General features: G+C 60.2%; 4 protein-coding genes (1 of these 4 only partly in view). 2 read left to right on the top strand and 2 right to left on the bottom strand.

Annotated features, from left to right (window positions below; genetic code table 11):
* Positions 1 to 51: 51 nt before the first annotated feature.
* Positions 52 to 762 (bottom strand): DUF6445 family protein, encoded by a 711-nt coding sequence (locus GC121_RS13710; RefSeq protein WP_151975207.1) that lies wholly within the window; start codon positions 760 to 762, stop codon positions 52 to 54.
* Positions 763 to 822: 60 nt separating this feature from the next.
* Here GC121_RS13710 and GC121_RS13705 point away from each other — a divergent pair, with 60 nt between their 5' ends.
* Positions 823 to 2,364 (top strand): tryptophan halogenase family protein, encoded by a 1,542-nt coding sequence (locus GC121_RS13705; protein ID WP_151975205.1) that lies wholly within the window; start codon positions 823 to 825, stop codon positions 2,362 to 2,364.
* On the opposite strand, the gene GC121_RS13700 is transcribed toward GC121_RS13705, so the two are convergent.
* Positions 2,361 to 3,014, bottom strand: a complete 654-nt coding sequence (locus tag GC121_RS13700; RefSeq protein WP_151975203.1) for a toxin-activating lysine-acyltransferase — start codon at positions 3,012 to 3,014, stop codon at positions 2,361 to 2,363. The two genes, GC121_RS13705 and GC121_RS13700, sit on opposite strands and share 4 nt — an antisense overlap.
* A gap of 440 nt (positions 3,015 to 3,454) precedes the next feature.
* On the opposite strand from GC121_RS13700, the gene GC121_RS15725 reads away from it, so the two are divergent.
* A protein-coding gene (locus tag GC121_RS15725) for a tandem-95 repeat protein (RefSeq protein ID WP_234421270.1) crosses the window boundary here: on the top strand, positions 3,455 to 17,063 show its start. Its footprint extends 20,159 nt past the window's final position; the window shows 13,609 of its 33,768 coding nt (coding positions 1–13,609); its start codon is at positions 3,455 to 3,457; its stop codon lies beyond the right edge, outside the window.

Below are 17,063 nucleotides of genomic sequence, written 5' to 3'. Positions count from 1 at the left end.
AAATCGTTTGAACCACATTAGCGCGTGTAGGAAAGGGTGCAGAAGGCTCCTCTACGCACGGACATAATCGAGGAAGAAGTTCGCCGTCAGCCGCCCCGTTTGCGGGTCGAAGTTCAGCAGCTCGGGCCGGTCGATTATTCCGCTGTGCAGCGTGTGGCTGCGATAGATCAGCAGGCGGTCAGGTCGGGCATCGAAGGCGGCAATCCGGTGATAGCCCGGCGTGTTTTCGTCGGGGTAGCCCGCGTCCGGTGGCAGCGCCGCCTTCTCCTCCTGCCGTGCGGCCAGCCAGCTTTCGCGCAGTTCCGGCCCGATCTGCTCGGCATCGAGGCTAAGATGGCGGTAGAAGGCGGTACCGCCGAAATGGTCGGCGCAGAGGTAATGCAGCACGGCGACGCGGTTCTCGGCCGCGAAATCGACATGGGGCAGCTTTTGCGCCGGATGCAGCGCAGCCGGCGCGTAGGTGACGAGCGACAAGTTACAGTCGAAGGAACCCAGCTTCACTGCCCGCTCAGCGAAAAATGTAGCGCGGATGATCGGATCGATCTTGCGCAGCAGAACCCGCACATACTCGGCGGGGAGAGGGGCGCGAAGGCCGGGAAAGCCGCCATTCTTGCCGACATCGCGATAATCCTGCGTCGCCGCGAAGCCGCGCATCTGCGTCCAGTCCGCCATCACCCCGTCGATTACGATCACCGGCTCTGCATTGCGCCCGATGGGCACGATTTGCGGCGTCACCGCAGCAGCGAGGGCGAAGCGTTCCATGCGCGTCAGCTTGGCGCAAGCGGGCTTGCCGGTCCAGCACCGTGTGTTAGGTTCGAAGGCATGAGCGGGGCACGACCGATACGCGAAGTGGTGATCGCCGGGGGCGGCACGGCGGGCTGGATGGCGGCTGCCGCGCTGGCATCCTATTTCGAGGACCAGCTCAGCATCACCCTCGTCGAAAGCGAGTCCATCGGCACGGTCGGCGTGGGCGAGGCGACAATCCCGCAGATCCACCTGTTCAACCGGCTGCTGGGGCTGGAGGAGAACGACTTCGTCCGCGCCACCGCTGCCACCTTCAAGCTAGGGATCGAATTCGTCGACTGGGATGTGCCGGGGGAAAGCTATTTCCACGGCTTTGGCGGAGTGGGGCAAAAGATCGGCAAGCTGCCGTTCCACCAATACTGGCTCCGCTATCGCGCCGAGGGGGGTAAGCGTCCGCTCGACGATTTCAGCGGCAATGCGATTGCCGCACGCGAAGGGCGCTTCGGCAAAGTTGCGCTGGGCGGCACGAAGCGCGGACAGCCCGCAATCCGCCGCAGCCTGCCGCACGCTTTCCATTTCGACGCCTCGCTCTATGCCGCGTTCCTGCGCCGCTTTTGCGAGGCGCGCGGCGTGCGGCGGATCGAGGGCAAGATCCTCGCGGTCAAGCAGGATAGCGCCAGCGGGCACATTCGCGAGCTGCATCTGGACGGCGCGCGCAAGCTGGCAGGCGAACTGTTTATCGACTGCACCGGCTTTCGCGGTCTGCTGATCGGGGAGGCGATGGAGAGCCGCTATGACGACTGGTCGCACCTTTTGCCCTGCAACCGCGCGTGGGCGGTGCCGACACGGCGCGACACCCCGCCAGAGCCGCTGACCCGCTCCACCGCGCGCGAAGCGGGATGGCAATGGCACATTCCCTTGCAGCACCGCAGCGGCAACGGGCTGGTGTTTTGCGCCGATTACTGGGCCGAGGAGGATGCGCGCACGGCGCTGCTCGCCAATCTGGGCGGGGAACCTTTGGCAGAGCCCAAGCTGCTGCGTTTCACCACCGGCAAGCGGGAACGCGGCTGGGTTGGCAATTGCGTGGCCATGGGACTGGCGGGCGGGTTTATGGAGCCGCTCGAATCCACGTCTATCCATATGGTGCAATCTGCGGTGTCGCGGTTGATCGACTGCTTCCCGCGCAGCAATTTTTCGCATGCGACAATCGCCGAATACAATGCGCAAACCGATTTCGAGTATGAGAGCATCCGCGATTTTCTGGTGCTGCATTACCGATTGAACCGGCGCGAGGGGCCATTCTGGGCTTATTTGCGCGAAATGGAATTGCCCGACAGCCTGCAACAGAAAATGGCGCTGTTTGTGGAGACCGGCGCGATCAACCGCTTCAACAACGAATTGTTCGATGTGCCAAGCTGGCTACAGGTGATGCTGGGGCAGGGGCTGTATCCCGCAGCGCATCATCCGATGGTGAATGCCGTGCCAGAAGACAGTCTTGCGCGCTATATCGCCACCAACGCCCGCGATGCGGCGGCGGAGGCGGAGGGCCTGCCGCTGCATCAGGACTATATTGCGCAGCATTGCGCGATTGCGGACGCTGCCGCGCCCGTCACCGCCTAATTGATCGTCTCGTTCCCCGCCGGTTTGGCATCGCCCAGCTTGGCCGCGCCCAGCTTCTCCAGCGTTTCGGCGGGCAGCAGGCGACCGATCAGCGGGTGCATCTTGAGCTGGCCTTCGCCCGCCACTTGCCGGAAATTTGTGAGCACGGCGACAGTCGATTCCTGCGTCGGGGCGACAATATCAAACAGCCATTTGACGTCGCCCGAGGTCCACTCGTCGGGCTTCAAGCGGATGGGGAAAGTGCCTGTCTTGATCTGCTCGGTAATTCGCGCATCGACATCTTCGGAGACATTGGCCCACAACGCGAAGCCGATCATCTCGCGCGGCAGTTTCTGCTCGTTATCGTCCTTGTTGCGCGGATAGGCCATCGCCAGCCGGTCACGCATCAGCGGTTCGAGCACCAGATGCTGGAGATCACCGATGGTCTGGTTGCGGTAGCGCGGAAGCATCATCATCGCCATCGCCGCCTTGCCGAAATTCTCGCGCACGCTGGCACGCAATTTCTCTACCTGTTCGACAAATTCCGGCGGGATTTTGAGATCACCTTCGGCCCCTGCTGCATTACCCTTCGCGGCCGGCTTGGCGGCTGCCTTTTCCCCCTTTGCGGCCGCTTTGCGAATCGGTTTCTTGTCGTTTTTCTTGTCGGCCATGAAAATCCCCCAATTTGTATAAAAGCGACACATTTCCGCGAATTAGCAGCCGTGCCTTGCGAGCCTTGTTAGCCGTTTCATACGCAACACAACAAGATTCGCAAAGAATCTGTCCGGATTCGGCGAGTCTTGCTCTTTTTTGCTGCCGGAGTCTTGAACTCGCCAAAAAACTGGTTTCTATTTTCCTACGTGATCCTGCGGGAGAGATCGACGGGGGAAGTGGTTTCAGGCCCCAAGTGCACTCGGCCTGATATCCGCGCTGACATCCTCCACCGTCCGGGCCTGCACCCGGACTGCCACGAAGGCTTCGATACCCGCGCGATCAGCATATGGGGGATCGGTCTTGTGAAGACTGCGAAAAATCCGGATCAGTTCAGCCTTTCGCGCCTGCGGGATTTAGTCTGCCATGGCGCCTTTTCCCGCGAAGGGAGGGCCGTCTGATGGATGACGAAGCCAACCTCGTCACCGAAGTCACCCTGCTGAGCGGCAACCCCGAGCCGTTCGTGGGCGAAATCGTCCGCTTCACGATCCGCATCACCAATGACGGGCCTGATACTGCCACCAATATCCGCCTGACCGGCCTGCTCCCCGAAGGCCTGTTTCTGGTGGCGTATGACGCGGCGACAGGCACCTATAACGTCATTTCCGGCCTGTGGCAGATCGCCGCACTGGCAAGCGGCGCGTCGACCGAGCTGGTGATCACGGCCTTCGTGGAGGCCGGGTATGCCGGACAGACGCTTACCCTCGAAACCAGCATTGCCACGTCCGACCTGACCGATCCCGACGCTACCGGTGACGATCTCACCGAATCGGTGGACGTACAAGTCGGCATCGGCGGAGGCTCCGACGGATCAGGCGGTACGGGCGGCACGGGTGGCACGGGTGGAACCGGCGGAACAGGTGGTACTGGCGGCACTGGCGGCACGGGTGGCACTGGCGGAACAGGCGGCACAGGCGGCACAGGCGGCACAGGCGGCACAGGCGGCACGGGTGGAACCGGTGTGCCGGGCGAAACGCCACCCAACTTGTTCAATCTCAATACCTATGTGACGCTTATCAGCGGGAATGACACGCCTGCCGAAGGCGACGAAGTCACGTTCCGCGTCACCGTGCTGAATACGGGCAATGTCGATGCGACCGGCGTCAGTCTCGATACCTTCCTGCCCGAGGGTCTGGAATTTGTGTCTGCCAGCATTTTTGGTGGCGCATATAATTCGGGGGCGGGCATCTGGTCGATCGGATCGCTCACCGCCGGGCGCGGCGTTACGCTGGAGATCACCGCCAAGGTCGGCGAGGGCACATCCGCCGATACACTGGTTTTCTCGACCTCCGCCGCCACGGCGAATCAGGCGGACGCGTTTGCGAACGATGACTTGTCGGATTCGGTGACCGTCCAGAACGAAACCGATCTTGTCACCACCCTGTCGCTTATCAGCGAACACGATCCGCAGCCCACCGAAGGCCAACAGGTCACATTCGAGATCCGCATCGAGAATGTCGGCCCCGCATTGGCGAGCGCGGTGTCGCTGTCGCAAGTGCTGCCTGAAGGCCTGATGTTTGTTTCGGCTAGTGCCAGCACTGGTGTGTATGACGAAGCGACGGGTGAATGGGTTGTCGAGGAGATTCCCTCGGAAGGCTTTGTCACGCTTGAGATCACAGCAGAGGTCGAGCCCGGCTATGCGGGGGAGACGATTTCCCTCACCATCGATCCGCCCACCGCAGATCAGGACGATCCGGATACCTCTGGCGATGATCTGGAAGAGGAATTCACCGTCAGCAATGATGCCAATCTGGTCACCAAGCTGACGCTGGTGAGTGACAACGCGTCGCCCAAAATCCTCGATACCGTCACATTCAAGATCGAAGTCACCAATCAGAATTTCAGCCCCACTTCGGACGGCAATGGAGGCGAGGTTCCCGGCAAGAAGACCGCGAGGGTCGAAAACTTCACGCTCAACACCACGCTGCCCTTTGGTCTGGAGCTCTTGTCGTTCAGCACCAGCGACGGCTCGTTCAACGAATTTGCCGAGCAATGGACGATCGACCAGATCGACCCGGGGCAGACAATCACGCTGGAAATCACCGCGCAGGTGCAGGAAGGTTATGACGGGCAAGAGATCACCTACGATCTGCCATTGCCGACCAGCGATCAGGACGATCCCGAACCTGCCGATGATGATCTGGAAGAGACGATCAATGTGGAGCCGCTGCCGGATCGTGATCCGCCAGCACCGGAGATCGAGAAGGGCTCTCTGGATGAGGTGCTTCTCGCGCTGCTGGCGCTGGATGCGTATAATCGCGGTTATGACGCGAAAATCCAGGTAGATGGCGAAGCGCTTGGCGATACCATCACGGTTGAAGACGATAGCCTGAGCCTTGGCAGCGCGCTCAACCAAGATATCGGCTTTTTCGCGCAAAGTTATCTGCTGGATGGGAAAAAGGTCATTTCCTATCGCGGCACCGACGGTGCGATCGATATCCTTACCGGCTGGTTTGTCGGCGCTGGAGGCTATGCCGAGAAGCTGGCGGGCCTGATTGCCGGAGCGAGCCAGGCCGAGGCTGCGGCTCTGTTTTTGCAGCAGATTTCCGGCAACGAGAACTTCTACGATCTTGGCGGCGACAAGGTTATCACCACCGGGCATAGCCTTGGCGGCGGATTGGCGGGCTTTGCGTCCTATCTCAGCGGCGGCACGGGCGTTGGTTTTGACCATATGCCGTTCGGTTCTGCGGCGCTGGCGGTATTCCTTGGCGCGGTGCGGCAGGAAATCCTTGAATACAATGCAAGGCCGGAAAACGCTGAGAACCAGATTCCCGAAGATGTCGAGATTACCGAGGATCTGCTCCTCCGGCTGGAAATCCACCAGCCGAGCTTCGAGGATTTCCGCGGCGTGTCGCTGGCGCTCGAAATCAATGCGGGCCTGCGCAATGGCGGCTATGCCATCGGGCTTGGGGCGCTGGCCAATGCTGTCATTGGCGGCCCGCTGGGTCTGCTGATCGGCACTGTCGGCGCGGTCATTGGTGGCGAGCAGATCGCGGCAGAGAACCAGATCGATCAGGAAGTGCTGACCGCCCAGGGCTGGACGAACGTCAACCCGGTCACGCGGCATTCGATGGCGATCCTCACCATGCTGCTGTGGGCGGAGCGCGAAGCGACCATCAACACCGATATTGCCACATGGAAAAGCGGCGGGATCGCCAATGCCGGGCTGTGGGCGCTGATCGATGACACCATTGCCGAGGCCGCGCGGATCGACGAAACTGTCATCAGCGAAACCGATGCCGCCAATAACGAACGCATGACCAATGCGATCGCCTATTCACTCCTTGAAGGCGGGACGCTGCCGTTTGGCGATTCCGCGATCCGCGCCATGTTTGATGACTGGGCCCAACTGGGCAAAGTCGTCAGCGCGTCCAACGCCAATCCGTTCTTTAACAATTTTGTTCAGTGGGACATTCTGTCGCCGCTGCAGGGCTTCCAGCAGGATGTGAAGACCACGCTGACCCGTATTGCCACGCAATATGCGGCGGCGCTGGCGGGGTATAAAATTACCAACCCGAACGCGCGCGATGGCGTGCTCGCGCTCAGCGGCGACGGCAAAACGCTGATTTTCGATGCCTCGGATGAGCTGTGGGTTGACCGGTTGGGCGGCAATGATGTCGATCCCATTGACCTGAAGAATTTCCGCAATGCCGTCTTCGGTGAAGGCGATGACGGGCTGCTGCAAAAGCTCGCGCGCTTCCTCGGGCTGACCGATGCCGATGACGTGGCCAATCTGGGTTGGGCGAACCCCGATCAGGAAATCTTCAACCGCTTCCACATGGCAACGACCACCGACGATGCCACATTCATCCTCGATACGCGCGATTATGGCACCACGGGCGATGAAGTGGACGTTTTCCTGGGCGGCGACGGGGACGAGGATATTACCGGCACCGATGGGGATGATCTGATCATCGGTGCGAGCGGAAAGGATACGATCCGCGGCGGCGATGGCGACGATCTGCTGTTCGGCGGCGACGATGATGATGAGCTGGACGGCGGTGGTGGCAAAAACCGCTTGGTCGGCGGCGAGGGTGACGACACCGTCAAATATTCAGACACCGAAGGCGACAACGGCGTCAAATTCCACCTGGTAATCGCTCCGGAAGACGAGCCCGGTATCGAAGGCGTCGACAAGCTGAAAGTGCAGCTCAAAATCACCGGCACCGACGGGGTTGGTGACGAGGTCGACGATATCCTGTTCGGCATCGAGGACGTGATCCTCACCGACAAGCGTGACGAAGTGACCGTGAGCGCGGATCAGGTGTTCGATTTCTTCCGCGACAGTCTGGTGATCGATCTGGGCGATCCGAGCGGGTCGGGCAGCGACGGAGACTTGCTCACCTTCGAAACGCGTGACGGGATTTTCACCGAAGCGGGGGTCTATTTCCGCAACGGCTATGCGCAGCAGGCGACCTTCCTGTCGGCACAGTATGACGCGACCAATTTCCTGTTCGCGGCGCAGCCCATCGCACTGTACAATTTGCTGTTGTTGGAAGACCTGACGTTTCCAAGCGATAACGTCCGCTTCAAAGGCATCGACAATGTCACGCTGACCGAGTTGGATGACCGCTTTGTTATCGACAGCTTCAACAACATCGGAGGCAGTGCCTTCTCCGGTAGCGGCGAAATCAAGGGCCTTGGCGGCGACGACGTTTTCTTTATTTCCATCTTCAACGGAGTGGAGGAGAACGACTTCACCATTGATGGCGGAGATGGTGATGACATCATCGTTGCAGGTGGCCTCAACCGGATCGACACGATCGGAGGATTGGGCCGCGACCTGATCATTAACCTGTCGGTTGGCGGAAGGCTTTACGGGGACTCCAATACCAATCAGGTTGAAGGTGGAGGCACAATTGATGACGTGCCCGACACCGGCGATAACGCCGACCATTTCTGGTTTTCACCGAACACCACCATCTGGGATCCGCAAAACAACGATATTTTGAGCTTCTACGGCGTCCCGCTGACCGGCGGTGACGCTGGGGCTACCTCTGTCGCGTGGGCGGTGGGGGCCAAAACCGGGAGTCTCGACGTATTGAGCGCGGTGGCCGACGGGTTCGCGATTGCCGCCTTCACGACCAATGAATTCCTCGGCTTCGGGCGCGTGTTCTACGACACCTTCCTGCCCTTCATGGTCTATATCGCGCCGAACGATCCGCAATTGTATGGTGCGGAAATCGGCTTTGCGTCGAATGCCAATGTCGTCATCGCCAATATGACGGACATCCTGTTCCAGATTGCCACCGGCGTCATCGTTAATGACGTTTTGCAGATCGGGGACGGTGACGCCGATTTCACCGGCTATCAGGGCGTCCGCAACATGGAGATCGGCTTTGCGACCAGTCCGTTCGGCAGCGGCTTTGTATCGACCTTTTTCGGTTTCAATGCTGGCGCCGACTCCTTGCGGGATTCGCTCCTGAATGAAACCGGCGATTTCGGAATGCTGTTTAGCTTCCCGAGCGCATTTTCGGTTATTATGGGTGCCATTGGAGCCGTTGCCGGGAAAACCATCGAAGCGACACCTGTAATTGGGCCCATCTTCAGAGCACTGAGTGCATATAGCCTCGCCGATCAGGCGCTTTGGATCGCCAGTGCGGCTGTCCGTCACGGCAAGAACCTCTCGTGGGCTTATGGCGGCGATCCGCTGGTTATCGATCTTGACGGCGATGGGCTGGAATCGATCTCCTCTTACGATGGTTTCCGCTTCTTCGACTGGGACGGAGACCAGTTTGCCGAGCGCACCGGCTGGATCGGCCGCGATGACGGTATTCTTGTCCGCGACCTCAACAATAACGGCCAGATCGACAATATCGGCGAAATGTTCGGCAGCGTGGATACGCGCGGCTTTGCCGACCTCGCCATGTGGGATCTCATCGCCAATGGCGGCAATGAAGATGGCAAGATCACCGCTGCCGATGCCATCTGGGCCGAGCTCGCCGTTTGGCGTGATCGCAACAGCGATATGGTGGTCGATGCAGGGGAAATGCTCTCGCTCGATGCGCTAGGCATCATCTCTATCGATGTCGTCGGCACGGATATCGATATCGAAACGCCGCAGGGAACCGATTTGCAGGCTTTTGGCAAAGTCGAGTTCGGCAACGGTGACACCCGCAACATCTTCGAAGCGATCTTCGAGTATTTCGACAGCCTGACGATTTATGCCGGCGAAGCAGGGCGGGCCGACTGGCAGGGCGACCCGCAAATCGAAAGCCAGGGCTATGGCTCGTTGACCTCGCTCGGCGTGGCGATGGCCAATGATATCAATCTGTTCCAGATCGTGCAGGACACAGCTGCCGGGATGACCAATCCCGATCTGCTCGACCTGCGGCTGCAGGTGGGCGATATCCTGTCCTATTGGGGGCAGACGCAGGTTCTCACATCCGAACTGATGCCTGTGTTGTTGCAGAGCGATGGCGCTGGCGGGTTCGAACTCGCCGATCGCGGCATTTACCGCGAGGATGCGACGGGCGGATATTGGGTGCTCGCCAGCGGAAATCCGGTGCTGGACGGCGATGGTCTGGTCATTGATCGTCCCACGCTGGAAGATGTCACCGCGATGGCGGTTGCCGCCGGGCAGCATTGGCAGATCGAGCAGGGCTGGACACCTGCCGACCGCGCAGAGCTGCCGCAGTTCCGCACCGAGGCACCGTATCTGGGTGAAGTGATCGAGGGCCGCTTCGTTATTTCCGATTACGGGATCGAAAACCCCGATGGCAGCTGGCGGCTGGCAAGCGGCAATCCGGTGCGCGATGCGCAGGGGCAAATTATCGCCGCGCCCACGCTGGACGATGTGCTCGCATCCACCAAAACGCCAACGCAGGAATGGCGCGTCGAGCAGATCGGCTTCAACGAGAACGCGGATATCGATGTCGAACATATCGGCGTGCGCTTCACCGACGGGATCGTGGTCGATTACACGGTGCGCGTCACCGATCAGGACGGCGATTTCTATGTCTGGGCGCGCAATCTCGACCGCGCGCTTGAGCTGCAATTCAAGACTGGGGATTCGCGCGAATTCAACCTGCGCAATTTCGAAGTCGATTTCGATACGCTGGACGAGGTCAATTCGCGTGAAGGCAGCACCTATCGCGTCGAGCTGCTAACTCCCGGCCAGTTCCAGTTTGCCACCGCTTTGTCCGGGTTCGATTTCCAGAAGGAAATGCTCACCGCGACGCTCGACGAAAATACCGGGCTGATTGACTACAAGGTTTCCGAAGGCGGCAGCTACACGCTGTCGGCCACCGAATACGTATCGGTGATTGACGAGATGATCCAGCTCGTCAGCGCCTCGGTCGCGCAATATGTCCTCACCGCCATGCGGATGGGCGTGCGCATTGCGATGCAGGGCGGGCTGAAGGACTTCTTCGCGGGCATCGAATACAATTTCGAGGATGACCGTTATCGCCCGACCACCGAGCGTGAACTGGCGCCGATGTTTGAGGCCATCTTCGCAGGCGCTCCGGCCTCGAACGCTGATGATGCGGTGTATGATTACCTGATCAATTGGCAGGATATCCTCGCCACCTTCTATCCCGATTACGAGACGGGCGAGCGGCAGTATTTCTTCGATCCGGGCGTTGCGGTGGACGAATCCTTCGTCTTCCAGATGATCCTCGCCGCGTTCGAGACGACACCCATCGATCTCGATATCTATGCCGTCGCCAATGCGCTGGGCGTGACCGAGGAGCGGATTGTCGAGCAGGACGCGCTTTCCACCGAAACGGTTGGGCCCGCCGGAGTCAATTTCTTCATCCTTGGCGAAGGCGACCAGCGGGTTGTCGGCGGGTTTACCAAGGATCAGACCGCGTTTGATCCGACCGCGGAAGACACCGACGTCTATTTTGTCAGCCTGACGCCGGGCAACGACACGATTTACGATTCCGATCTTGGCGGGGAAGACCAGTTGCGGTTCGCGCATCTGACGCCCGATGATATCAAGGCGGTGCGCGACGGGGAGGACATGATCCTCTTCTACAACAACGGGGCCAACTGGATCCGGCTGGAAGACCAATTCCTGGGCGAGCGTAATCAGATTCTCGGCAACGGGCAGCAATTGCAGTCGGGCGTGGATGCCATCGTCTTTGCCGATGGCACGGTGTGGGACCGCTACCGGATGTCCTTCGCCGTGGTCGATTTCGAGCGCGCGGCGCTCGACGAAGCTGATCCGCTGATTGGTTCGGGCTCTGACGACATCATGTTTGGCGGCCTGGGCAATGACTTCCTGAGCGGCGGCGCGGGCGGCGATACCTACATCTACCGCATCGGCGACGGCCATGATGTGATCGACGATCTCGGCAATTTCTCCTTCGGGCCAGTGAAGGCCGGGCTCGATTTCCTCATGTTCCGCGGGGACATTACCGAAGATCGCCTGAAGCTGATCCGCGATGGCGAGAGCGAAGATCTCATCATCAAGATCCTCGACGAAAACGGCAACGAAACCGAAGACAGCGTTACGCTGGTCGGCCAATTCGGCGGTGTCCGGCTCAATCTTGGCCTGTTCAGCGAATTGTTGGGTGCCGATGACGGACTCGATTTCATCGCGCCCAACCTGATCGAAAAGATCATTTTCGAAAAGGGCGCGACGCTCGATTTCGAAACGATCGCGCAGCGCGTGATCGATAATGCCAAGACCGAATTTGACGATGCAATCTACGGTTTGCTGAACGACAATTCGCTGGATGGTGGAGCGGGCGATGATTTCCTGACCGGCAAGGAAGGCTACGATACCTATATTTACGGCCGCAATTACGGCCAGGATGTCATCTGGGATAACGACTTTTCCGCCGCCATTTTCGCGCCGCCGAAGGACGATTACCTCGTCTTCCAGGACGATCTGCGCTGGACCGATTTCGACTTCCTGCGCGTAGGGCGCGAGGACACGTTGCGCCTGCAGGTGAAGGGCACGACCGATCAGGTGATCCTGACCGATTACCTCGAATACGTCTTCCTCATCGGCTACACCAACCTCATCGAATTCATTACCTATGGCGATGGAACCGAGTGGTCATGGCTTGATCTGCTCGAACATTATGTCGCGATTGCCAAGACCCATGGCGATGATCTGATCTACGGTTTCGAGCTGGTGTCCGACCGCATGGATGGCGGGCTGGGCAATGACCGGCTGGAAGGTCTTTCCGGCAATGACGTGTATGTGCTGGGCGCCAATTACGGCACCGACACGGCGTTCGACGAGGGCGGTGATGACCGCATCGAATTCCTCGCTTTCGCCTCCACCGATGTCGAATTCAGCCGCACGGCGCTCGATCTGATTATTACCGTCACCGCGACGGGCGAACAGATTATTCTGGAAAACCAGTATGTCCGCGCCGGGGTGCAGCAATACGCCATCGAAACCTTCGTCTTCAGCGATCGGACGCTCGACTTCCGCGATTTCAATCCAGAAGATATCGACCTGGTCGGCACCAATGGTGACGAGACGATAACCGGCTCCAACTTCGCCGAAACCTTCGATAGCCGCGCCGGTAACGACACGATGATCGGCGGCGATGGCGGCGATATTTATATGTTCGATGTCGGTTACGGCAACGACACCATCACCGATGTGCGCGAGCGGGCGCACTGGCTGGATCGCCGCGGTGTCATCGTTCCGAAGGACGATATCGTCAAATTCGGTGACGATATCACCATCGACAATGTCGTTTTCACGAAGGACGGCAATGATCTGGTGATCTCCGTGCAGGGCCATGCGGATACGCTGCGCATCCGCAACCAGTTCCTCAATATCGATAACGGAATCGAGCGGTTCGAATTTGTCGGCGGGGATTTCCTGACCATCGCCGATGTCGAGGAATTGTTGCAGATTGCCGGCGGCAACCGGGGCGATAACATCATTACCGGTGTGATCGATGCGGAAAACACGCTCGACGGGCGGCAGGGCAATGATCTGCTGATCGGCGGCAATCGCGCGGACGATTACGCCTTCACCGCCGATTACGATTTCGACACGGTGCAGGAACGCCCCGACCAGGCTGGCGTGATCGACCGGATTATATTCGGTGCCTCGGTGACCCGCGATACGCTGATAATCACCCGTAACGGGAATGATCTGCTGATCGATCTCGGCAATGGGAGCGATGTGCTGACCATTCTGGGCGCTTTCAGCGGCACCAGCGTGGAGGAGTTCAACTTCGCCGACGGCACAGTGCTGACCTTTGACGACATTATCGACTTGATGCTCGCGGGCACTGCTGGCGATGACAATCTCGTCGGGCTGGACATTCGCAACGACACCTTCCTGTCGTCCGCAGGCTCGGATGCGATGATCGGCGGGCTGGGCAATGACACGTACCATTTCGGCATCGGCGATGGTGACGATCTGATCGATGACCGGGGCGGGGTGGATACCATCGTCTTCGGAACGGCCGTCACCCCTGAGAATGTGACCTTCCTCAATGTTGCCGGTGATCTGCTTATCCGCATCGACGGAACGGGCGACCGGCTGGTCGTCAAAGGCGGATACCGCACCACGCCGGCGGAGAGTTTCCAGTTTGCCGACGGCACCGTGCTCGACATCGAACAGGTGCGCACGATTATCCGGTCGGAACTCTCCAATGCCGGGCAGGATCTGCTCGACACGCGCGATTTCGAAGAAGGCGTCGCGCTGGAACCGGGCACGGGTTACGACCGCGTCATCATGGGGCAGGATCGCATCATCCTGCTGCGCGCCGGAGACGGGCTCGACATCGTCGAAATGGGCAGCGGGGTATCGCAGGCGCAGGTGATCTTCGCCGATGTCTTCGCCTCGGGCGTGCGGGTGCGCCAGTCCGCCATCGACACCAATGATCTGATCATGTTCTTCGCCAATGGTGACCAGTTGCTCATTCGCGGAGCGGCGGGCACCGGCGCCTTGCCGACATTTCAGTTCGGCGATGGCACGGTGTGGAGCCAGGCCGATCTGGTGCAGGCTTCGATTGCCAGCCAGGTCAGTACCAGTGACGACAATGTGCGCGGCAGCGACCTTGCCGATAACATTGCCGGCGGGCGCGGTGATGACCTGTTGCGCGGCGCGGGCGGCAATGATTCGTATTTCTTCACCGCTGGTGACGGCAATGACGTGATCGAGGATACGAGCGGCACCGATCGCCTCGTCATTACCGGTTACCGTGCGCCCGATCTGCTGGTGGAATTGCTGGCCGAGGGCAGCACCGATCTGCGGATCACTTTCGTCGATGCCGATGACAGCATAATCATTCTGAACAATTCGGTCGAAACCATTGAATTTGGTGATGGCAGCGTCATCACCAAGGCCGAGCTGCTGGCCCGCGCAACGCGTGTCACTACAGATGGTGACGATCTGGTGATCGGCGATACGGGCGCTTCGGTGATCGATGGCGGGCCGGGCGACGATCTGATCCTCGATGGCGAGGGCGCGGACAGCTATCTCTTTGCACTTGGTGACGGGCATGACCGGATCGGGCTGCGCGCAAGCGCGGACGGCCTCGGCACGATCACTTTTGCTGCGGGCATTCTCCCCGGTGATGTGACAGCCCAGCGCGATATCGATGGCAATATCGTGCTGCTGGTGGGCAGCAATGGCGACCGGATCACGATTCTGCTCGATTCCGCAATCGATCCTGAATCTCCCGTCGGCACGCTGGCCTTCGCCGACGGCACGACACTGGCACTCGATGTGCTAGCGGCCGGGATTCTGCCCAGCGATGGTGACGACACGATCAAGGTGCCCACTCCGCAGGTCAATTCCAGCGGCGGTTCGGGCCAGAACCTGTTCGGCGCGGGTGGGGATGACCGGCTCGAAGGCGGGCGCGGCGATGACGTGTTCGATGGCGGCACGGGCAATGACACGCTGCTCGGCTTTGACGGTGCGGACACCTACTTCTTCGCACGCGGCGATGGTCAGGACACGATCATCGATATCGATACCGATAGCGGTGCGGATATCGATACGCTCCGCTTTGAAGCGGGGATTGCGCCTGCCGAGCTGGTCTTCCTCGAAACCGGCCCCGCCGATCTCGTGGTTGGGATCGCAGGCACGCAAGATCGTGTGCGGATCGTCGATTTCTTCGTCACCGGCTCGCTTGACCGCGGGGTAGAGCAATTCGTCTTCGCCGACGGCACGGTTTGGGACATGGCCGCCATTCTCGGCGCGATTGCTGCGGGCACTACAGGCGACGATGCCATCGACTTCGGCACCTCGGTTGATGTTGGCGCCACCTTTGCGTCAACCGCCGGTGACGATGTTCTGGCGGGCGGCCGTGGTGATACGGTCTACAATTTCGGCACCACCAGCGGGCGCGATACGATTATCGAAGGCAATTGGTCAGGCTCGGTTGACCGGCTGGAGATTGCAGCAGGGATCGCTCCCACCGATCTGGTGGTGACGCGCCAGGGCAACGACATGATCCTCCGCCTGATCGGCAGCGACGCGCAGTTGCGCATCGTCGACCAGCTGGCGAGCGGCAGCCCGCGCATGGATTCCGTGCTGTTCGACGGCGGCAGCAGCTGGAGCGCGGCCTTCCTCGCTACGCAGGTGGTGAGCGAGGAGGCGGCGCAGGCATTGCTCGATCCGTCGGGCAGCGAGGCCAATCCCTTTGCCGACCCGATCTTCACCGGCGGCGGTACCCCGACGCCAACCCCGACGCCCACGCCCTCCGGCCCGGCGGATTTGGGAGCGGAGAGAGTTACCGGCACCACGGGCACCAGCGACATTTACCGTCTCTTTGTGCCGGTAATCGATGATGCGGCGGGCATTCCGCTGATTACCGATTTCGAGGCGGGCGATCTGGGCGATGTGCTCGATATCCGCATCGGCACGGGCCTTTCCGGCCAGCTGATCGCGCTGGCCGATGGTGCTGACACGATTATCTATTTCGCGGCGAACGATCCGGTTGGCTTGCCCGGCGCGCGGGCGATTGTGAAGCTGCAAGGCGTTGCCCCGGCGGCGCTCACCGCGCTCAATCTTAACGGCGATCCGTTCACGGTTCCGGGCGCAGTCACCATCGCCGGCATGACCGGCGCGGACACGCTGACCGGCGACTGGGATAACGAGACGATCACCGGGAATAACGGCAACGATATTCTCAATGGCGGGCCGGGCAATGATTTGCTGAACGGCCAGAGCGATGCCGACACCTACATTTTCGGGCGCGGTTTCGGGCAGGATATTATCGAGGACAATGCCGGTTGGCGCGGCGAGGCTGTGGACATCGTGCAGATGGAGCCCGGCGTCTTGCCGGGCGATGTGCGGGTCACGCTCAGCGGTTCCTCCACGCTCATCCTCACCATTGTCGATACGGGTGACACGCTGACCCTGCGCAACACCTTGAACGGTTCCAGCGACCTGATCGAGGAAGTGCATTTCGCCGATGGCACCGTGTGGACCAGCGCGCAGATGCAGCAAATGGCGATTGCTAATCTGTTCACCAGCAATTTCGGCGACAATGATTTTGACGGCACGAGTGCTGGCGAAACCATCGATGGCGGGCCCGGCAATGACGATATCGACGCCAATAATGGCGATGACGTGGTTATCGGCGGTGTTGGTGATGATTCCCTGTCCGGCGGCAATGGCGGCGACCGCTACGAATTTAGCGCGGGCTTCGGCGTTGATCTGCTGGGCGATCAGGGTTGGAGCGGCACTGCCGATACGGTCTATTTCGATGCGACGCTGAACCGGGCAGACCTGCGGGTGCGGATCGAGGGATCGGACATCATCCTCTCCTTCGCCGGTTCGAGCGACCGGTTGACCATCGACGATACGATCACCGCCGATTACCAACGGATCGAATTCTACGAATTCGCTGACGGAACAATTCTCTCCCACGCCGATATCATGGCCTTGGGACAGCTGCCGACCGATGGCGACGATTCCCTCCAAGGGGGCTTCGATGCCGAAACGCTTGCGGGCGGGGGCGGGAACGACTTCCTCCAGGCCAATGGCGGCAATGACAGGCTGATCGGCGGCACCGGCAATGACGAGTTGCGCGGTGGCGACGGCGACGATGTCTATGTTTTCGAAGCGGGTT

This window comes from Erythrobacter sp. EC-HK427 (genome assembly GCF_902498745.1).
GTDB lineage: Bacteria > Pseudomonadota > Alphaproteobacteria > Sphingomonadales > Sphingomonadaceae > Alteraurantiacibacter.
Note: the sequence above shows the minus strand (reverse complement) of the source record. Positions and strands in the feature narration are given on the sequence as shown.